Genomic DNA, 19,817 nt, shown 5'->3' with positions numbered 1-19,817 from the left:
CGTCAGCGCCATGATGAAACGTCTTCTGATTTGTACCGATTTGGATCGCACCTTGTTGCCCAACGGCTGTCAACCGGAGTCGCCAGGGGCGAGAGCGGCTTTCGCGCGTTTGGTTTCCCGCCCCGAGGTGACTTTGGCCTATGTGAGCGGCCGGCATCGCGAATTGGTGGAAGACGCGATCCGTGAGTACGGTCTGCCATTAGCCGATTGGGTGATTGGCGACGTCGGCACCACGATTTATAAAACCAGCCCCGGAGAATGGGAACCTTGGGTCGCTTGGGAAGAGGATATCGCCGGCGACTGGCGCGGTCTGGCGGCAAAGGATCTGCGGCCTTTGTTTGACGATTTGCCGAATTTGCGCTTGCAGGAAGAGGCGAAGCAAAACCGTTTCAAGCTCAGCTACTATCTGGCCACGCTCAGCGATATAGAAGCCTTGCGCCAGGAAATGGCGAACCGACTGCACGCACAAAACCTGGCGGCCAGCCTTATTTACAGCGTGGACGAAGCCGCAGCCACCGGATTGCTGGATGTGTTGCCCGCCCATGCCACGAAACTACATGCCGTGGAGTTTTTGATGCAGCATCAGAATTTCGATGTCGGCAATACGGTATTTGCCGGTGACAGCGGCAACGATCTGCCCGTGCTAATCAGCGGTATCAATGCGATTCTGGTTGCCAACGCGCATGGCGATGTCGTCGCGCAATCCACGGCGCTCGCCGAGCAAAATGGAACCGGTGCAAGGTTGTATTTGGCTAAAGGAAATTTTTTAGGCATGAACGGCAACTACAGTGCGGGAATTCTTGAGGGCGTTTCGCACTTTTTCCCTTGCACGCGGGGTTGGATGGAACAAGCTAATGAGTAATTGGCGCTTTATCCAAAACGACAACAAAACCCCCATTATTTGGTTAATTATTAGTTTTTTAATCAATATTGGTATCGGCATTATTGATTTTAAACTAGGCAGGGAATTCAGTTTCTCAATATTCTACTTGATACCCATCGTATTGGTCACCTTGGCATTTGGTAGGCAGGTGGGTTTAGTATTCTGTGTCTTTGCTACCGGAACCTGGTTTACTGTCGATCAACTGAACAACGCTTCATACTCGCATCCGATGATTGGCTACTGGAACGCCATCATGCGTTTTGGTTTCTTTGTAATGATCACCTGGCTTTTACCTGTATTACAAGAGCTGGAGCGCGAAAAACAAACTTCTCGCATGGACTATTTGACCGGCATTGCCAACCGTCGCTATTTTTTCGAGTTACTGCAAGCCGAGCTTAATCGTTCTCGACGCTATAAACATGTATTCACGATTGCGTATATCGACCTCGATGGATTTAAATGGGTAAACGATCAATATGGGCACTTGATTGGTGACAGGCTTCTATGTGCTTTCGTAAGTCGGGCAAAAAACATGTTGCGTAATACCGATATCATGGCACGATTGGGCGGTGATGAATTTATATTGTTGTTGCCCGAAATGGGGCAAGATGCTGCAAAGTTTACCGTTGAAAAAATTCAGGCCGGATTATTGAACGAGATGCGTAAAAATAAATGGCCAGTCACTTTTTCCATCGGTGTATTAAGCTACCAAAGCGGCGAAATTTCGGCCGATGAGTTAGTAAAACGCGCGGATAAATTAATGTATACAGTAAAAAACAATAGCAAGAACGCAATCGCATATGGGGTTTTTGACCAATAGAATCTTTACCGATAGCGTGGCAACCTAATTTATTAGTGAGTTTTTACATCATCCCAACCATGGATTCCGCAACGACATGTATGAACAAGTCTCCCATTCGCTATTGAACGCCATTCTGGATGATCTGAAACCGGAGATTCGTCGCCAGGATCTTCGGCACTTTTACACCCGGCTGGGCGCCAATTTTTATGCGATTTATTCGCTATTTTTCACGCTGTACGGTCAGCGGGAGGATTTTAAACCGCAAATACTGCGGCTGGTGGAAACCATGGCCAAGGGCTATATCGATCGGTCCGCCGAGTTGGAGCGCATCGACATGGAGCGCGAACAGGATCACAACTGGTTTCTGTCGCAGAAATGGGTCGGCATGGCCTTGTATACCAACGGCTTCGCGGAAAATCTGGCCGATCTGGTAAGCAAGACGCCTTATTTCCAGGAACTCGGCATCAATTTGGTGCATATCATGCCGATTCTGATGTGTCCCGCGGGCAAGAGCGACGGTGGCTATGCGGTCAGCGATTTTAGACAGATCGACGACAGGCTGGGCGATCTGAATGATCTGCGGCGGGTGGCTCAGGAACTCAGAAAACGCGAAATCCTGCTGGTACTGGACATCGTGATGAATCATACCTCCGACGAACACGAATGGGCGAAGAAGGCGGCCCAAGGCGAAGGAGGCTATCAGGATTATTACTTCGTCTTCGATAACCGGGAAATTCCCGATATGTTCGAGCAGACCATGCCGCAAGTTTTCCCGGAGTCGGCACCGGGCAACTTCACCTGGAATGAGAACATGCAAAAATGGGTGATGACAGTCTTCAACGATTACCAATGGGATTTGAATTACAGTAACCCCGAGGTGTTCATCGAAATGTTGGATATTATCTTGTTCTGGGCTAACCAGGGAGTTGATATCTTACGCCTGGATGCCGTTGCCTTCCTGTGGAAAAAAATCGGCTCCACCTGCCAGAATGAACGCAATGCCCATCTGATCCTGCAATTGATGAAGGATTGCTGTCAGGTCACCGCGCCGGGTGTGCTGTTCATCGCTGAAGCCATTGTCACGCCGCTCGAAGTCATCAAATATTTTGGCGAGGATGCAATCATCGCCAAGGAATGCGAAATTGCTTACAACGCTACTTTGATGGCCTTGCTATGGGATGCTATAGCCACTCAAAATGCCAAACTGCTCTGTCAAGGGATAAAAAACTTGCCGGCGAAACTGGAGCGCGCCACTTGGTTGAATTATGTGCGCTGCCACGACGATATCGGCTTTGGCTTCGACGACAACGATATTCGCGCCGCGGGATACGACCCTCACGCACATCGGCAATTTCTAGTCCATTATTTCAGCGGTCAATTCGAAGGATCTCCGGCCAGAGGCATGGTGTTCATGCGTAACGAAACCACGGGCGACGCCCGTATCAGCGGTTCGCTGGCTTCCCTGACGGGGCTGGAAGCGGGCCGGGAAAACAATGACCAGGGCTTGATCGATTCCGCAATCCAAAAGATTCTGTTATTGCAGAGCCTGATATTGTCCTTCGGCGGTATTCCATTGCTATACAACGGTGACGCGCTCGGCGTCATCAACGATTACAGTTACCGCGACGACCCCGGTAAAAGCGACGACAACCGCTGGATACATCGACCCAAGATTAATTGGGACAGGGCCGAATTGCGCAAAAAACAAGGCACCACCGAATTTGTCCTGTTCAATGCAATGAAGAAAATGATCGCGATCCGTAAGGAAATCTCCGCGTTCGCCGACTTCAACAACCGGGAACTGGTCGACGTCGATAACGCGCATTTATTGTGTTTCATTCGTTTCGATCACCTGCGTCCTTCCGAGCGGGTGATAGTCGTCGCCAATTTCGATGCCAATCCGCAATACCTGGATCTTTACTTGCTCAAAAGCAAAGGCATCAATCCCTACGGGCAATTCGTCGATGTTTACAGCGGCGGCAAGCCGGAGCAATACGACAGACGGGTCGTATTGCAGGGTTTTCAGTTCTATTGGTTGTCGGAAATATAAGGTGCTAGTTAAGTCGGCTTCGAATATTTCATCACCATATCGAGTATATTGACCGAGCAGGCTGAAGGCGTTCTTCACAATACTGTCGACGCTTTACCGATTGTTCGACGATGGAAAATCCTAAGCTTGTTTTGTCCTGCAACCCCTGTACCGAGACCACGTTATTTAAAGTGATATTTATGAAACCGAAACCTGTTAGTCACCCAAGCGTACTGAGATTGTCCGCGTTACTCTGGACAATCGTGATGGGTTCTCCTTCATGCTACGCCGCTTCGGATTTTCTTAAAGTGGATGGAGCGGATATCAAAGATAACTATGGATTGGGTCGAAAGGTTCATTTATACGGCACTAATCTGGGCGGTTGGAGGGGGCATGAACCTTGGATGTCCCCGTTAGCTGGAGCATCAAACGAATGGGATGCGCGAAGTGTTTTAACCGAGCGTTTTGGCAAGGATGCCGTGTGGGAACTTTACAATTCTTACTGGGATACTTGGATCACGGAACAGGATTTCAAGAACATCGCAGAAGCCGGTCTCAACTGTATCCGTTTGCCGGTATATGCGTTTAACCATATGGATGATGAGGGCAATTGGAGGCGGGACGATACAGGCGCCATTGATTTATCCAGAATCGAGTGGACCGTCAACAAAGCTCGGGAATATGGGCTCTACACCGTTCTTGATCTTCACGGAGCGCCAGGATCGCAGAACGGAGCCCATCACTCAGGCCGGCAAAACGGCGCTTTGCTGTATTCTACCCCGCTCTATCAGAATCAACTGGTTGAGCTTTGGGAAACGCTCGCCACGCGCTTTAAGGATAATGCCGCCGTGGCGGGGTATGACCTACTGAATGAACCTTCCGAGACGTTTCCCGGCCGGATGGGATCTGGGGTGGTTAGCCTTTACAACCGTCTGTATCATGCCATCCGAGCGATTGATCCAGACCATATCATTATTATGGAAGCTATTTGGTGGTGGAACACGCTTCCCAATCCCCAAGAGAAAAACTGGGAGAACGTCGTCTATTCCTTGCATTATTACCAATGGCAAAACAATAACGATTTCGCGGTGATGAAAAACGCTGTGGATGGGTGGATACAAGACGCGCGGAAATGGGGCACCGAATATAACGTGCCGCATTTTATTGGAGAATTTACACTATTCGAAAATGCCGAATCATGGGATTACGGACTTCAGCAATTTACAGAAACCGGCAGCCATTGGACCACTTGGTCTTATAAGGTAGTAGGTCGTAATAACTGGGGTATGTACAACACAACTGAACAAAATAGCAATGTTGCCAATATTGCCACGGATGATTTCAACACGATCAAACACAAATGGAGTCAGTGGAACACGCCGGAATATTTTTCACCCAACCCGATAGTCATCAACGCCATGAAAAAAGCTACCTTAGGCAGAAACCTGAAGCGGCCCACGCAAACTGTCACCGCTAAATCAGAGAATCAGGCGGAACAAGACATTGTTGGCATGGCTAATTAAGTGTCAATGTAACGGCTGACGCTTGAAACTGGTTTGGTTGGCAATTGTACGGGCATAGGACTTTACGAATGCTGTCTTATTCTTTCGGCCAGTAGAGGAAACAGCAAAACGGAAATCATCCCGGCACTGACCAGAACTGCTGCTCGATCCGGGGCCATCAGGCCGGACGAGACCCCGATTTCGGAGATAATGACGATCATGGGCAGGCCTGTCGCGGAATAGAGTGCAAAAGGCAATCTGTCGTTTGACGCTAAAACTGGGTAGTAAAGGATTACCGGCACGCCACGAATTAGAATCAACAAACCCAATAGGCAGATGATCTGGACTGGAACCAGCGGATTCGCCCACAGTGCGCTGACGTCAAATTTCATGCCGGCGACGATAAAGAAAATGGGGATTAAGAAACCATAACCGATGGCATCCAGTTTCTGCCGAAGAATCATGCCGCCTTCGCCTTTGCTGGCAAGGCCCACCACCATGCCCGCCGCGAATGCGCCGACCACCACATTCAACCCAAACTCGCCGGCTAAAACCACCAGTAGGGCCTGGAGCGCAATACAGATTCTCACCGGCAGTTGGCCACTACTTTGCATGGTTTGGGCCAGGAGATCGATTAAAGTGGAGGAACGGGCGTTGATCGCCGTATCCGCTATCACAAAAGTAATCCCCACAAAGGCCAAGATGAAAACGGTATGCAAAAAGGTACTATGGGTCGGGATGATCAGCATGGAGACCACCATCAGCGGGCCGAATTCACCCATTGCCGCCGCCGACAGCAGCATTTTGCCGAAGTCCGTATTCAGAATGCCTTCATCTCGCAGAATCGGGGCCAATACGCCGAGTGCGGTGGTCGATAAGGCTACCGCTGCTAAAAGCGGCGGTGCCTGAATCAGGCCGATGGCATGCACGACGGACATGCAAGCCATGGCCACCGTAAACGAAAGAAACCACCCGCCAATGGCCAGCGTCAAGGGTTTGCCTTGAATTTCGCCGAGATTGATTTCCATGCCCACCATGAACAGCAAAAACGTCAAGCCCAGCTCACCTAGCATACCGACTAAACCGTCTGGTGATACCCAGTTGAAAATATGAGGGCCGATTATCATGCCAAGAAGCATTTCCGTCGCCACGACTGGCATGCGGAAGCGTGTTGGAATTCTGGCAAGCAAGGGAGAGAAAGCCGCCGCCAAGGCGATGACAAATAATGCGATACGGTAAGATTCCATAACTGTGTCTCCTAAGAGGTGCTGGCTAGAATATCAGGCGGTTTCAGTGAAATTATTACTGAATTCGTTTTTGTCGCAATTCGTTTTCCAGCAAGGCTTCATAAACGGGAGGACATCCTAACCAATTCACGATGAGCAAAGCGGTAAAACAGGCGATGAATAGCGGCAAAATCAATGCGTAATCACTGGTCATCTCGATGATTAACACGATGCCCGTTAAAGGCGCTTGTACCACTCCGCTAAAATATGCAGCCATCCCGATAACGGCAAATAGCCTAGGATCTGCATTTAATTCGGGAAAAAACAATTGTGTGGTCGCACCGACACCCCAACCCAGCAATGCGCCCAAAACCAAGATCGGCATAAAAATCCCCCGGCCGCGCCCGAGCAGGAACTACCGATAGTCAACACGAATCGGCTGACAAAGAATAGCGCTATCGTTCCCAGTGTGAGTTCCCGGCCTACGAGAATTTCATTTACGAAATCATAGCCGCCGCCCAATAATTCGGGCGCATACCAAGCTGTGGCTGTCAGCCAGGTTGCCAAAGTCAGCCACCACATCGTTTTCGGCCAAACACTCAGGGTAATCAATCGTTGTCCCCGCAACAAGGCATGCGTGAACAAACTACCCAATAGGGCGGATAGTAAACCCAAAGGAACGAATGCAATAAGAAGACTCAGCGGCGGAGCGGTGAAATTTACGAAATGAAAGGCGGGTTGTTGGCCGAGCGCCGCGCGGCACACCATATCCGCTGTCAGACAGGCCATGGCGGCGGTCACGAATTCGAGCGAAGAGCATCGCCGTTCAAGTTCTTCCAATACAAAGGTCAAGCCGGAGAGAGGGGCGTTGAATGCCGCCGTGAGTCCGGCGCCGCCGCCGGCAGCAATCAATATCGTATGCTCGGGGTTACCGTTTTTAGGCCAGATATTGGCTAGCCCTTGCCCTATGGAACTTCCCATATGTACACAGGGACCGGCGCGACCAACGACAAGGCCGCCAATGCCGCCAATGACCATGCTGATAAACTTGGTAATCAGCACCCGAAACCAGCGGAAATGCCGGTGCCCAATCAATACGCCCTTAATGTGGGGAATGCCGCTGCCGCTTGCCTCGGGTGCAAATTGTCTGACGATTCCGGCGGAGATGATCAGGGTGATTAACGCTAATCCCAGAATCATTCCAACGCCGAAGTCGGGGTTCTGATGTGATAAGTCTAAAAACTTTTTCGAAATGCTTCTGCGCTATTCATTGCTAAATGGAATGCTACCGAAGTTGCGCCGGTCGTCAATCCGAGCACAAGCGCTTGGGGTATCAAATGGTTCCGCTGCCGATTAAATTCTACCTTTGAAGCGGATTGGTGTTCTGATGGATCACGTTGCAACAAATTTCCCCCGGAGGCAGGTGATTGGCCTTCACAATCGACGATTACAGCCAAGTTACGTTTCCCGACAAAGTTAGCGATTTGAAATCGCCAGCCATATATTCGGTTGCAGCCTTACCAAACGAACCGACAATGGCTAGAGCTTCACCGAATACCTTTCTTTCTTAACGCATTCAGTCGTTTTAATCTATTGGGTTATTTGCGTTACTGACCGCATTCTAGTGATGAGGTAATGTTGAAGCAAACAATGTTTGTAGAAACGCATTGTTGCAAAGAGGGGCAGGTTCTAACGGGTTGATTTCTCGATAACATTGTTTGCGTCAGGAGGCGGCTAAGCGTGAATCGTCGCAGTTAGACGATTCGCGATTTGTGAGGGTATCCTTACAAGAGGATATTTTGCCGCCTATTTGGGAGTATTGGGATGTCGACCCAAGCGACCTTGGTTGTAATAATAAATGTCTGAGCAAGACACTCTATTCGGATCCGTTTGGAAATCGTGTCCGCGGATACTTCTGGTTGAATTTTCAGAGCTTACAATGTATGAGCGGGACTTAAGGCACTGTATAACCGCTTGCCTTGTACTTTCAGCAAACCGCTTCGATTGGCTCGATTGAGCGCCTGGCTCCGGATTGTGTTGCTCGCAACCGAAGATACATAGCAAACTGACAATAAATATCACAGCTGTGCAACGCGTGAAGCTCATAAAAACCCCAATGGCCCTGACGATGTTTGTATTAGTCGAGTAATCACGACACGGAGTGCGCGATTAAAAATGACTAAACCCGGATGCCGTTACGCTTCGATACTTTCCGACGCCTCATGCGTTAACAACTCCACTAAGTCGCTGAATTCACTGATAAGCGTGATGCCCGGTTCCTCAAGCAGTTTAGGCGACTTGGGATCGATGACGAAGGCGTTATCTGCTAGCCGCAACATTTCCAAATCATTAAGGTTATCGCCGACAGCCCAAATCAGTTCGATCGGAGGTTGTGATTTATCTGTCAAGAAGCATCGCATCGCGTTGCTTTTACAAATCGGGGTAACTGAATTAACGTCGTCGGGCAAGAAAGCCGGATTGATTTGTAACTGGCCGTTGCAGACCTCCCCATCGAAAGTCAGGGTATGAGCCAGCGCGAAATCAGCAAATATGCGACGTCTTATAATATCGGCAGCAACAAAATAGCTGTCGCTGACGACACCGACCATGAAACCGGCTCGCCTTGCCTGCTTGACGAATTCGATGACGCCTGGACGGATTTCCAGCGTACGAGCCACCTGTTCGAATTGCTGCTTGTGAATGAAGCGAAACAACTCGGCAATCCGCTCGCTGCGGGTTATAGCATCGTCGTGAGGCGTATCCAGTAGTTGCACCAAAGCCGCTTCGTTTCCGGTGTTGCGTGCCAGTTCCAGCGCAAATCGCGATGGGGTTACCGTGCCGTCCATGTCCAGCAAAAGTAAGCATCGGCGTCCCCTGCGAAGAGACAGCACATAATCGATACCGGCAGCCACTTGGCGTTGGTTCTCGTACATGGCCGTGACCTGTTCCACATGCAGGCGTCCAGCTTTTTTGGCGCGATCGAAAATGGCGCGGCTGACCTCGTTGGCCATCAGCGATAAATCTTGCAGCGGCTGGCTATCATGTTCCAACAAGCCAATGTCAACTTCCGCCAGCTTGGCGCCGGCCAAATGAGCGTCAAGCAACAGCCCGGCATCGACACCATAATCATCTTCGAATCTAATGGTTTGCAACAGGCGTTTGCGTGCGGCAATGATTCCGCCCAACGGCTGAGCCAGATGCGCCAGTTCGGGGAAGAACACTTTCAGCATCGGTTTGGCGGTGAGTTCGGTAACCCGGCCGCCACCGCGTCCGAAGCGGGCTTTGACGAAGTCCGCCCCCTCGTTAAGCAGCGGCAAGCAGAGGCTGGTGACGATGCCGGGACGTAAATTGGTCAGATCGCCGTCCAGATAAACGACCAAATCATGAGTAGCCGCCGCCGCGCCGTCGCGCATCGAGACGCCTTTGCCCAACATGCTACTGGTCATGACCTTGGCACCGGCCTGTCTTGCCAGCATCGCTGTATCGTCGATGGAGCTATCGTCGACGACAATCACTTCGGCGGTAGCCGAATCTGCCAAGGCGTAAGCAACGACTTCCTGGATGCGTTTGGCTTCGTTCAAAGCCGGTATCACGACGGTCGCACAGGCGTTCGAATCGCGTTGTTGATGAGTCCGTCTGTTTTTCTTTCTCTTGACGAATACCCAGTGTCGATATTTCGATTTCATGCGCTATTCCTAGTCATTTGCAGTCCCGAAGTCGGTCCCACGGTTTCAAGTGGGCCCAATTCTGCGAGTTTCGGCTGCTAAGGTGACATCCCGGATAGTTGGAATGTTTGTCGGCTTACGCCGTTGTCGACGAAGATTGATCGATAGGGACTGGGGTGTTTTGACCGCAACACGATGCCAGCAATATGACAGAGGAGAGCCAAACCAGGCAAATCAACAATCTAACGTAAATATTTGAAAACATTTTAATTTCGTCATTTTGGCGCTTTGTTTTGGGTATCGCTGTTGGACAGAGAGCGTCTAGCGGTCGTGAAAGCGTCTTTGCTAATTCCGTTACTTGTAAGCAGTATGCGTCGGAGGCAAGTTAAGGAGCGGATTTCGTTGCGCTGTCAATTTTTGAAACCACATCAAACCATTCCAAGGCAGGTAATCCGCTCTTAGACTTGCCGAGAGCATTATAATGACCCAACAATGTTGACGCAAACATTGTTTGTGTCAACATATATATCGAGACGCCGATCTGCCAGATCTTCCGCATACTGTACGGAGCCAGCGGAAAAATTCTGAGTTCGTTATGCCCGAAGCAAGCGGGCCACATTGGCTGTCAGGTGGGTAATAATGTTTTTGACACCTTAATTTTGCCGACTATAAACCGTAACCCCATGAACAAATCAGCACTGCCAACCACCAACACCGACGGCTCCAAACAATGGCCACATGAAGTCTTGAAACAATTTCGAATGATTTTTAAGGCCGTTCAGCAACACTCCCAATGGGTAGAAACGCATTGCGGCGTTACCAGCGCTCAACTGTGGGCACTCTGGGAGTTATCAAAAAATCCGGGATTGAAAGTCACCGAACTAGCTAAAGCGATGTCGATCCATCATTCCACCGCCAGCAATATGCTCGACAAACTGGCCAAGAAGGGATTAATCATGCGGGAGCGCGTTAGTCAGGACCAACGGGTTGTTACCGTGATGTTGACTCAGGACGGTATTGAACTATTAAACCAAGTAAGCTCGCCGCCGCAGGGGATTTTGCAACATGCACTATTTGCCTTGCCGGAAAATGTTCTGAAGTCTCTGGCCAAGAATCTCGATGTGCTTGTTAAAGAAATGCAAATTAAGGACGACGAAGCCGCGATGCAGCCTATTAATCCGCTGCCTAAAAAATCGCCTTCAGCCAAAAATCAAGGGTGAACGTTTAGGCCAACCCAAGCATGTTGCGGGTATGGACAATGAGAACGTGATCGACTCAAAAAGTCGATCGTTGAACGACAGAAATGGAAGAATGTATGAACGAACTAAACAAGTTTTTGCTCGGCTCATTAGCAGCTGCCGGACTAATGTTATTTTCAACCAACGTGCTTGCTGAAACTTTTTCTCAAGTCTTGGATTTGAGCGGACATTGGGTCGGATACCTCTGTGTAGGCCTGTTTGCGATCGCGTACCTCTTTGTGGTCCTTGAAGAAGTATTGGAATTACGAAAATCCAAGCCGATGATGTTGGCGGCGGCGCTGATATGGGTGGCGATTGCCCTGGTTTATAAGAACCAAGGCTTATCGTCGGTCGCCGAAACGGCGATTCGGCACGATGTTTTGGACTACGGCGAGTTATTACTATTCCTGATTGTTTCCATCGCTTACATCAATGCGATGGAAGAGAGACGCGTCTTCGACAGCCTGCGGGCTTGGCTGGTTAATCGGGGTTCGAGTTATCGTCAGTTGTTTTGGGTGACCGGGGGCTTGGCTTTTTCATTTCCTCGGTGTCCAATAACATGACTACCGCGATGTTGATGTGCGCGGTGGTCATGGCGGTAGGCAAGGACAACCCCAAATTCGTCGGCGTATCCTGTGTCAATACCGTGGTGGCTGCCAATGCAGGTGGGGCGTTTTGTCCGTTCGGCGACATCACCACCTTGATGGTCTGGCAAAAGGGCATCATCGAATTCTGGACCTTCTTCAAATTGTTTGTGCCCTCGGTGGTTAACTTCCTGATCCCCGCCGCGATCATGCATTTCGCGATTCCCAAAACCCAGCCGGCGCCTATTCATGCCAAGGTCATGACTCGCCGGGGCGCTAAACGTATCGTAGTGTTATTTCTGCTCACCGTACTCACGGCGGTGACTTTCCAAAACAGCCTGCAACTGCCGGCGGCGGTCGGCATGATGGCCGGTCTGACTTATCTGCAATTGTTCGGCTATTTCCTGCACGTCACCCATCGCGACGAGCCGGAACTAGGGCTCGATCCAATGTCCGGCGAGGAAGTCAAGGGTAGCGCCGATGCAGATAGTTTGCGCTTTGACGTCTTTCATCATCTGGCGCGCATGGAATGGGATACCTTGCTGTTTTTCTATGGTGTCGTGCTGTGTGTGGGCGGTATGAACTTCCTCGGCTATCTACAACATTTGTCCGGTTTTCTCTATGGTGAACTGGGTGCTACCCCAGCCAACATACTGGTTGGCGTCATCTCGGCACTGATCGACAATATCCCGGTTATGTTCGCCATCCTGGCCATGCATCCCGAAATGTCGGAAGGCCAATGGTTGTTGGTAACGCTGACCGCCGGTGTTGGTGGCAGTCTGCTCTCGGTTGGCTCTGCCGCGGGCGTGGCTTTGATGGGCCAAGCCAAGGGCGCGTACACATTCCTAACTCATCTGAAATGGGCGCCGGTGATTGCGCTAGGTTATTTTGGCGGTATCGGTGCGCACTTTTTAATGAATGCCGAGCTGTTTTGATCGCATAGAGTGCTTTAACTAGTCGCAACATCATTAGGCAATAAAAGTGAAATAACCTGTTCGAAAATTTTTCGATTATTTCTTGGTGGGGAGGGGGCGAAGTCTGGCGATCGTTCAAATCGTCTTTTCCATTGAGCGTGAGTTTCCCAAGCTGTTCTCGGAAACGACGACTTCTCCTGCCCGGTTGCGAAGATCGGCGGACGCGGAAGAGAGCGCCGCTTCGGCTCCCTCCGAAATGGCGGTAAAGCCCCGAGATCGGCAACATTCGCGCAAGGCGTTTCTGATTCGACTTGCGAAAGCGAGGGTCGATTCTCCCGAGCGATTAAGCTTTTTCAGATATCACGCAGTTGCCGGCTTTCCAGGCCGTATTCGGCTCGATCCATTCGGCGCTGCGTGCCGGGTTGGTCTAAACCTTCCCGCTGGTATAAAATCACGTCCTTTGCCGATTCGGTCGTTATGATCGGTTTTGGTGCTTCATCGAGAATTCCCCCGTTTAATGCCCCCAATTCAGCCCGTTAAAATACGCCTGCCGTATGTTTCGGATAGTGCAGCGCTATTTGCGCCATGGGCCGACCGGCCCTGGGCGATGTTTCTGGATAGCGGCCGGCCCGCCGATTCGCAAGGTCGCTTCGATATCCTCGCCGCCGAGCCGGAAGCCACCCTGCAGACGTTCGGAGAACTTACCCGGATCAGCCGTGGCGGCGAAATTCGCTACAGTGCCGACGATCCATTCGATCTGTTGAAGGTGGAGCTGGGTGAGCATCAGCCTGGAATCGAGGGCTTGCCGTTCTGCGGCGGGGCTATCGGATATATAGGTTACGATCTGGCCCGTCGTATCGAGCGCTTGCCGGCCGCGGCTTGGGATTGCGAAAACCTGCCGGAATTGGCGGTTGGGATTTATCGGTGGGCTGTCGTCGTCGACCATGAATCGCAAGCCAGTTGGTTGACCGGATACGGTTTGAGCGATGTGGAAATTCTTGACTTGACGGTTCGGTTCAGCCGGATGCCGGAACCGGAACCGGAGACCGGCTTTGAAATTTTAAGCGAGCCGCGCTCCAATATGACCGCGTCTGACTATGCTCAGGCCCTCGCGAAAATCAAACACTACCTGAAGGAAGGCGACTGCTACCAAATCAATCTGGCGCAACGTTTCGAGAGCACGTGCCGAGGTCGGCCTTGGATCGCTTATCGGGCCTTGCGGCAAATCAATCCGGCACCGTTTAGTGCGTATTTAAATACGCCGGACGCGCAAGTGCTCAGTTCTTCTCCCGAGCGTTTCTTGCGGGTCAACGGCGGCTGCGTGGAAACCAAGCCGATCAAAGGGACTCGTCCGCGCGGCCACGATGCCGATGAAGATCGGGCTCGGATGGCCGAGTTGCTCAATAGTCCGAAAGACCGTGCCGAGAATGTGATGATTGTCGATCTGCTGCGCAACGACTTGGGCAAAAGCTGCCAAAAAGGTTCGGTCAGCGTGCCGACCTTGTTCGAGATCGAGAGCTATGCCACCGTGCATCATTTGGTCAGTACCGTGACCGGCCGGTTGGCCGAAGATCAGCAGGCGATCGATCTGTTGCGGAGTTGTTTTCCCGGCGGATCGATTACCGGCGCGCCCAAGGTGCGTGCTATGGAAATCATTGAAGAGCTGGAGCCGCATCGGCGTGGCGTGTATTGCGGCGCGATCGGTTATATCGGTTTTAACGGCGACATGGATACCAATATCGCGATTCGCACGCTGGTCCACAATCGCGACACGATACGCTTTTGGGCGGGCGGCGGCATTGTTAACGACTCGCGCATGGAAGAAGAATATCAGGAGTGCTTCGATAAGGCGGCGGCCTTGCTAAAAGTGTTGGAGAAATTTCGGCGATGACACGGGTCGTCAAGCTGGGCGGCAGTTTGCTGAGCGCCGGCGTATTGCCGGCTTGCTTGGATGCGCTCGGCGGATGGGGCGAATCGTTGGTCATCGTACCGGGCGGCGGCGAGTTTGCCGATCAGGTGCGCCGGTCCCAAGCAATCTGGAACTTCGACGATGTTACCGCGCATCGCATGGCACTCTTGGCGATGCGGCAAATGGGTTGGTTGATGCACGCTCGCCGTCCGCAATTTCAGACCGCCGATTCGGTCGCGGTCCTCGCGGAAGTTTTGTCCGCAAAACGGTCGGCCATCTGGATGCCTGATCACGCCGAGTTGGATGCCGCCGGCGTTGAAGCCAGTTGGGAAGTGACCTCGGACAGTCTGGCCGCTTGGTTGGCCGGCCGCTTGGACGCCGGCGAATTGATCTTGGTCAAGTCGGCCGAAGTCGCCGACGACACGGACATCGGCCGATTGATCGGCCAGGGTATAGTGGATTCGGCGTTCGGCCGCTACAGTCGCGACGCCGGATATCGAATCCGCGTCATTCACCAAGCGTCATTTATCAACGCATGATTCATTTCATCCGATCTCTACTGAACAAGCGCTTGCGCAAGGCCTATTACCAAAGCCGGGAATCGCTGTTGGGTCATCAAAAACGCGATATCGTCGTGACCCAAGTAGAACAGGCGTGCGTGGGCTTAAAAGAGAGCCGCGATCAATTTGTCGATGCTCTGGACAAATTCAAAAGCATCGTCAATCTGCCGGAACATTCGCTGGAACAGCGCTACCAGCAACTCAAACGCCGTTACGATTTGTGTCGGAGCAAGGCCGACCAAGTCAGTCAGCGAATTCAAGCGGTGGAGGAAATCAGCGAAGCCTTGTTCGCGGAATGGGAGTCGGAATTGCTACTGTATAGCAATCGGGTTTTGCGTTCCCGCAGTCAGCAGCAATTGAAAAAATCCCGGCAGCAATATGCGCGGCTGCTGAAATCCCTACAAAACGCGGAAAGCCGGATGCAACCGGTGTTGGCGGCGTTTCAGGATCAAGTGTTGTTCCTGAAACACAATCTGAATGCCCATGCCATTGCCGCGCTGCGTCACGAGTTTGTCGAAATGGGTCTGGATATTTCCCGGTTGATCGACGTGATGGAAAAGACGATAGGCGAGGCCAGCCAGTTCGTTGCGGTGCTCGTCGAGCAAAAACAACTGCCGGCGCCGGCCTCGATATCCAAACGATAATTACATCGAGTGCATTTTGTAATCCACGCGGTGAGGGTACTGCTTATCACGCGGATCGGGGGCTTTTTTCCGGTTTTGATCGATACGTTCTTGCGAATATTGGGCAATCATCTGATCCCAGTTGGCGTATTCTTCGTAATCCTTGCTGCCGGCTGCCTTGCGTTTGGCAAATAGCTCCTTACCCTTTTCGATCAACTGCTCCGGCGTTTTGCCGTCGATCTCGTTCAAAAACTCGCCGTTATCGCGGATTTCGTCGCGCAAGGTCCAAAAAGACACTTCGAATTCGATGCGTTGGTCGAGCGGCAGTTTTTCCTTGATATGGCTGATCGAACGGTTGACGGTTTTCATGCTGCTACCGTTGATCTGGTTGCTTTTGTTGCAACCGCTCGCCACGGCGCCCAGCAATAAAACGAAAAGAATCGACGCGATTTTCATGATGTAGCCCCCCAACGGCTAAATGAACAAACCCGGATTTTGTATTTATAATGGTTCCGGTTACCCAACAAACTTATTTACTCGGAAATTTTAACGGCACAAGCTTACCACATGCTGGAATTTATCCAACACCTCAAACAGCGCTATCAGATCGTGCTAGGTCGGATGGATAAACGAAGTCCTCGTTATCTGGATTACCAGCAACGCGCCGACCAGCTGCTGTTCGCCGAGGCTTTTATCCGGAAGGGACGCCTGATTGCGGAGCATCCGGATTTGCCGATGCAGATCGCGGTGATCGGGCCGACCCAGTCCGGTAAAAGCTCCACCGTGAACTTGTTGCTGAACAGTCATCAAGCCGGCGTCAGCCCTTTAGCGGGTTACACCGTGCAGGCCCAGGGCTTCTGTCATGCGGTGTCCGCCGAGGCCATGCCGGGTTTGCAAACCTACTTCGGTCGTTTCGAGCGGGTGGCGGTCGGCGAATTGGCGCCGGGCCGCTTGGATTGTTACGCGATCGGCACCAGTCCGTTACGTTCGCCGTTATTACCGCCCTGTGTATGCTGGGACACGCCCGACTTCGACTCCATCGATGCCGCCGACTACCGCGAGGGGCTGGTGCGAGCCATCGCACTGGCGGACGCGGTGATTTTGTTGGTCAGCAAGGAAAAATACGCGGATCAGTCGGTCTGGGACATCATGAGCATTTTGGAGTCGCTGCGGCAGCCGACTTTGATCGTCGTCAACAAGTTGGGCGAAGGTCAGGAAGCCGTCATTATCGACTCGCTGGCCGAAAAATGGCGCGCCGCGCGCCGCGACCCGGTACCGAATGTCGTGCCACTGCATTTTCGAAGATTGCCGGACCAGCCGAGTTGGCCGAGGGCTGCGGAGCAGGCGGTATTGGAACTGGTTAAATCGGTCTCGCGCCGTAAACACAGTCAATACCAACAACAGCTTTTGACGCGTTTCTGGCCGCACTGGCTGGAGCCGGTGTATGCCGAGCATCAATCGCAACGTCACTGGCGGACGTTGGTCGATCAGTGTCTGGCGCGGGCACTCAAGGACTATCAACGCGATTATCTGAACCATCCGCATCATTACGAAACCTTTCAACAGGCCGTATTGAACCTGTTGACCTTGCTGGAAATCCCCGGTTTGGCGGGATTGTTGGCCAAAACCCGCCGGGCGATGACTTGGCCGATGCGCAAATTGTTCGGTTCAAAATCCGCTGCCGTCAGCGCCAGCCAGGAAATCGCTGTGTTAACGCAGATCGGCGATCACGTGATGATCCAATTGGCGGACCGCCTGCTGGAAATCGCCGAAACAGAGGCGGACGATGCCCGCTGGTGGAAGGAAACCAGCGGCGCGTTGCGGCAACAGCGCGGCGACATTTCCAGCGCTTATCAACGGGCTGTGCTGAATTACCACGGCGATTTTCAGCAAGACGTCGAAGCCGCCGCCCAGCGCCTGTATCGCAAATTGCAAGAACAGCCGCTGATTCTCAACAGTTTGCGCGCCACGCGGGCGACCACCGACGCCGGTGCGGTGCTATTGACTATCCAGGCCGGCGGCATTGGTCTGCATGATTTGGTGCTGATGCCGTTGATGCTGACCGCGACCTCGCTGCTGGCGGAAAGTACGCTGGGCGGTTATATGGCGCGCGTCGAGGCGGATTTAAAGCAACATCAACTCCATACCGTCAACGCCGCGCTGTTCGAACACTGTTTGCAACGGCGTCTTTATGCGCTGCCTGGGCAAATTGCCAGCAACAGCCGGTTCGATATCGACGAAACCGAATGTCGGCAAGCCGAACAAGCCTTGCAAGATAAAAAGCATGGATTACGAATACTCTGAATTACTGGGTCGCGCTCGCCGGTGGAGCGAAGCGGCCGTCGCGGCGCAGCGCCTGCCGCTCGAACAGGCGGACTGGTTGGCGCAACTGGATAGCCCAATCGCGTCCAGCTTGTTCCCGCAAGCCCAAGGCGACGCAGGCCGGCCGATGATCGTTGCCTTCATGGGGGGTACCGGTGTCGGCAAAAGCAGTTTGCTGAATCGATTGGCGGGCCGGGCGATCGCCAAGGCCGGCATCGAAAGGCCGACCTCGCGCGAGGTCACGCTGTATCATCACCTCGGCCTGACATTGAATGAACTGCCGGACGGGTTGCCGTTGGACCGCATCAAGATCGATCACCACGACGACGACGCGCGGCGCCATATTGTTTGGATAGACATGCCCGATTTCGACAGTGTCGAAGCCGCCAACCAAAAACTGGTGTTGAATTGGCTGCCGCATATCGATGTGCTGTTGTACGTGGTCAGCCCCGAGCGCTATCGCGACGGCAAGGCCTGGCGCCTGTTATTGGCCGAGGGCGCCAAGCATGCCTGGTTGTTCGTGATGAATCAGTGGGATCGCGGCCAAGCGGCGCAATACGAGGACTTGCGGCGCCAACTGGCATTGGCGGGTTTTGCCGACCCCTTGCTGTTTCGCACCAGCTGTGCGCAACCGGACGGCGACGAATTTCCGGCGCTGCTGGTCAAACTGGCGGAGCTTGCGGGTGGGCATGCGATGCAGCAAATGCAGCGTCGCGGCGAACGCCAGCGAAAACAAGCGTTGTCGACGACCTTGCGTCGCCTGGAAACACTGCTGGCCGAACGCGATTACCCGGCTCTGCAACGGCAATTGGAAACGCGCTGGCAGCGCGCGGAAACCGACCTCGCTGCCGGACTGGCCTGGCCGCTGACGCAACTGGCCAAGGCACGGGCCGAACCGGGCGGTCAAACCGCCGATATTAAGCTTTGGGACGATTGGGCGCAGACGCTGTTCGGCGATTTTTTGGACGACGTGGCGCTGCAGGCGTCGCAAGCCGGCATTCCACCCCGGCCGTTGCGAGCGGCGCTGCAAGATTTGCGCGACACGGCAGGCGCCAAGGTGGTCGCGCAAACCGAGCTGGCCGGCCGGATGGCGCTGCTAAACCCCGGCAATCGCCCGCAGCGGATAGTTTTGCGGATCGCCACGGTCGCCGCGACCGCGTTACCGTTGGCGGCAATGACCGCCGTGGGATACCAGGTCTACTTCGGTTACTACCGAGGCGCGACTGGTCTCGGCGCGTATTTAGGTAGCGACTTCGCGATACATAGCGGCTTGCTAATCGGTTTAAGCTGGTTGATCCCCTATTTTTTGCAGCGACAATTGCAACCATCGCTGCAAAAAGCCGCCCAACGCGGCCTACAAAAAGGCTTGCAACAAGCCTTGGCCGGCGTGTGGGCGGAAATCGCCGCCAGCTTGCGGCGCGAACAACAGGAAAATCAGCGGCTTTTGGAACAGCTTGGCGAAATCGCCCAGGATTGCGCACCGGGCGAGGAAGAACATATCGCCAAACAGAGCCTGCTGGGCAGGGCCTTGCCGGACCGCGAACCGGCGTGATAGAACAC

Annotated in this window: 13 protein-coding genes and 2 pseudogenes; 11 read left to right on the top strand and 4 right to left on the bottom strand. The window is 52.8% G+C overall.

Annotation, left to right across the window (positions count from 1 at the left end):
• Positions 1-10 precede the first annotated feature (10 nt).
• The 4 genes from ACP4CD_RS05510 to ACP4CD_RS05495 all read left to right on the top strand — a co-directional run bounded on the left by ACP4CD_RS05510 (position 11) and on the right by ACP4CD_RS05495 (position 5,237).
• A complete protein-coding gene (locus ACP4CD_RS05510) occupies positions 11-862 on the top strand; it encodes an HAD-IIB family hydrolase (protein WP_426993863.1) in 852 nt (283 codons plus the stop codon).
• Positions 855-1,703 (top strand): GGDEF domain-containing protein, encoded by an 849-nt coding sequence (locus tag ACP4CD_RS05505; protein ID WP_426993862.1) that lies wholly within the window; start codon positions 855-857, stop codon positions 1,701-1,703. The genes ACP4CD_RS05510 and ACP4CD_RS05505 overlap by 8 nt, the downstream gene beginning before the upstream one ends.
• Before the next feature lie 76 nt (positions 1,704-1,779).
• Positions 1,780-3,735: an alpha-amylase family glycosyl hydrolase gene (locus ACP4CD_RS05500; protein ID WP_426993861.1), complete on the top strand. Its 1,956-nt coding sequence runs from the start codon at positions 1,780-1,782 to the stop codon at positions 3,733-3,735.
• Between the two features lie 179 nt (positions 3,736-3,914).
• Positions 3,915-5,237 (top strand): glycoside hydrolase family 5 protein, encoded by a 1,323-nt coding sequence (locus tag ACP4CD_RS05495; RefSeq protein ID WP_426993860.1) that lies wholly within the window; start codon positions 3,915-3,917, stop codon positions 5,235-5,237.
• Between the two features lie 62 nt (positions 5,238-5,299).
• Here the strand turns inward: ACP4CD_RS05495 and ACP4CD_RS05490 are convergent, their stop codons facing one another.
• From ACP4CD_RS05490 to ACP4CD_RS05480, 3 genes and pseudogenes are all read right to left on the bottom strand, one after another.
• Positions 5,300-6,463, bottom strand: a complete 1,164-nt coding sequence (locus ACP4CD_RS05490; protein ID WP_064031672.1) for a cation:proton antiporter — start codon at positions 6,461-6,463, stop codon at positions 5,300-5,302.
• Between the two features lie 55 nt (positions 6,464-6,518).
• Positions 6,519-7,642, bottom strand: a pseudogene (gene clcA / locus ACP4CD_RS05485) (H(+)/Cl(-) exchange transporter ClcA).
• A 995-nt stretch (positions 7,643-8,637) separates the two neighbouring features.
• A complete protein-coding gene (locus tag ACP4CD_RS05480; RefSeq protein ID WP_426993859.1) occupies positions 8,638-10,128 on the bottom strand; it encodes an HAD-IB family phosphatase in 1,491 nt (496 codons plus the stop codon).
• A 662-nt stretch (positions 10,129-10,790) separates the two neighbouring features.
• On the opposite strand from ACP4CD_RS05480, the gene ACP4CD_RS05475 reads away from it, so the two are divergent.
• From ACP4CD_RS05475 to ACP4CD_RS05455, 5 genes and pseudogenes are all read left to right on the top strand, one after another.
• The gene (locus ACP4CD_RS05475; RefSeq protein ID WP_064031670.1) at positions 10,791-11,327 is read left to right on the top strand and encodes a MarR family winged helix-turn-helix transcriptional regulator; all 537 of its coding nucleotides are present in this window, start codon (positions 10,791-10,793) and stop codon (positions 11,325-11,327) included.
• Positions 11,328-11,422: 95 nt separating this feature from the next.
• Positions 11,423-12,864 (top strand): annotated as a pseudogene (gene nhaD, locus ACP4CD_RS05470) (sodium:proton antiporter NhaD).
• A 496-nt stretch (positions 12,865-13,360) separates the two neighbouring features.
• Positions 13,361-14,734: an aminodeoxychorismate synthase component I gene (gene pabB, locus ACP4CD_RS05465; RefSeq protein ID WP_426993858.1), complete on the top strand. Its 1,374-nt coding sequence runs from the start codon at positions 13,361-13,363 to the stop codon at positions 14,732-14,734.
• Positions 14,731-15,291 (top strand): uridylate kinase, encoded by a 561-nt coding sequence (locus tag ACP4CD_RS05460; RefSeq protein WP_426993857.1) that lies wholly within the window; start codon positions 14,731-14,733, stop codon positions 15,289-15,291. Before pabB ends, ACP4CD_RS05460 begins: the two co-directional genes overlap by 4 nt.
• Positions 15,288-15,956, top strand: coding sequence for a DUF2959 domain-containing protein (locus ACP4CD_RS05455; RefSeq protein ID WP_064031666.1), 669 nt, complete (start codon positions 15,288-15,290; stop codon positions 15,954-15,956). Before ACP4CD_RS05460 ends, ACP4CD_RS05455 begins: the two co-directional genes overlap by 4 nt.
• On the opposite strand, the gene ACP4CD_RS05450 is transcribed toward ACP4CD_RS05455, so the two are convergent.
• Complete coding sequence (locus ACP4CD_RS05450) at positions 15,957-16,391, bottom strand: DUF6694 family lipoprotein (RefSeq protein ID WP_064031665.1); 435 nt, start codon at positions 16,389-16,391, stop codon at positions 15,957-15,959. It lies immediately after the preceding gene.
• Between the two features lie 111 nt (positions 16,392-16,502).
• On the opposite strand from ACP4CD_RS05450, the gene ACP4CD_RS05445 reads away from it, so the two are divergent.
• Entirely contained in the window at positions 16,503-18,239 is a 1,737-nt protein-coding gene (locus ACP4CD_RS05445; protein WP_426993856.1) for a GTPase domain-containing protein, read from the top strand.
• Positions 18,220-19,809, top strand: coding sequence for a GTPase (locus ACP4CD_RS05440; RefSeq protein ID WP_426993855.1), 1,590 nt, complete (start codon positions 18,220-18,222; stop codon positions 19,807-19,809). The genes ACP4CD_RS05445 and ACP4CD_RS05440 overlap by 20 nt, the downstream gene beginning before the upstream one ends.
• Positions 19,810-19,817: the final 8 nt, after the last annotated feature.

It is taken from the genome of Methylomonas stagni (assembly GCF_050154735.1).
Lineage (GTDB): Bacteria > Pseudomonadota > Gammaproteobacteria > Methylococcales > Methylomonadaceae > Methylomonas > Methylomonas koyamae_A.
Note: the sequence above shows the minus strand (reverse complement) of the source record. Positions and strands in the feature narration are given on the sequence as shown.

Excerpts from the sequence above, each read along its gene's own strand:
- ACP4CD_RS05495 (WP_426993860.1), top strand. The coding sequence starts at position 3,915 with ATGAAACCGAAACCTGTTAGTCACCCAAGCGTACTGAGATTGTCCGCG.
- ACP4CD_RS05455 (WP_064031666.1), top strand. The coding sequence starts at position 15,288 with ATGATTCATTTCATCCGATCTCTACTGAACAAGCGCTTGCGCAAGGCC.
- ACP4CD_RS05450 (WP_064031665.1), bottom strand. The coding sequence starts at position 16,391 with ATGAAAATCGCGTCGATTCTTTTCGTTTTATTGCTGGGCGCCGTGGCG.
- ACP4CD_RS05480 (WP_426993859.1), bottom strand. The coding sequence starts at position 10,128 with ATGAAATCGAAATATCGACACTGGGTATTCGTCAAGAGAAAGAAAAAC.
- ACP4CD_RS05440 (WP_426993855.1), top strand. The coding sequence starts at position 18,220 with ATGGATTACGAATACTCTGAATTACTGGGTCGCGCTCGCCGGTGGAGC.
- ACP4CD_RS05510 (WP_426993863.1), top strand. The coding sequence starts at position 11 with ATGATGAAACGTCTTCTGATTTGTACCGATTTGGATCGCACCTTGTTG.
- ACP4CD_RS05445 (WP_426993856.1), top strand. The coding sequence starts at position 16,503 with ATGCTGGAATTTATCCAACACCTCAAACAGCGCTATCAGATCGTGCTA.
- ACP4CD_RS05500 (WP_426993861.1), top strand. The coding sequence starts at position 1,780 with ATGTATGAACAAGTCTCCCATTCGCTATTGAACGCCATTCTGGATGAT.
- ACP4CD_RS05505 (WP_426993862.1), top strand. The coding sequence starts at position 855 with ATGAGTAATTGGCGCTTTATCCAAAACGACAACAAAACCCCCATTATT.
- ACP4CD_RS05460 (WP_426993857.1), top strand. The coding sequence starts at position 14,731 with ATGACACGGGTCGTCAAGCTGGGCGGCAGTTTGCTGAGCGCCGGCGTA.
- pabB (WP_426993858.1), top strand. The coding sequence starts at position 13,361 with ATGCCCCCAATTCAGCCCGTTAAAATACGCCTGCCGTATGTTTCGGAT.
- ACP4CD_RS05475 (WP_064031670.1), top strand. The coding sequence starts at position 10,791 with ATGAACAAATCAGCACTGCCAACCACCAACACCGACGGCTCCAAACAA.
- ACP4CD_RS05490 (WP_064031672.1), bottom strand. The coding sequence starts at position 6,463 with ATGGAATCTTACCGTATCGCATTATTTGTCATCGCCTTGGCGGCGGCT.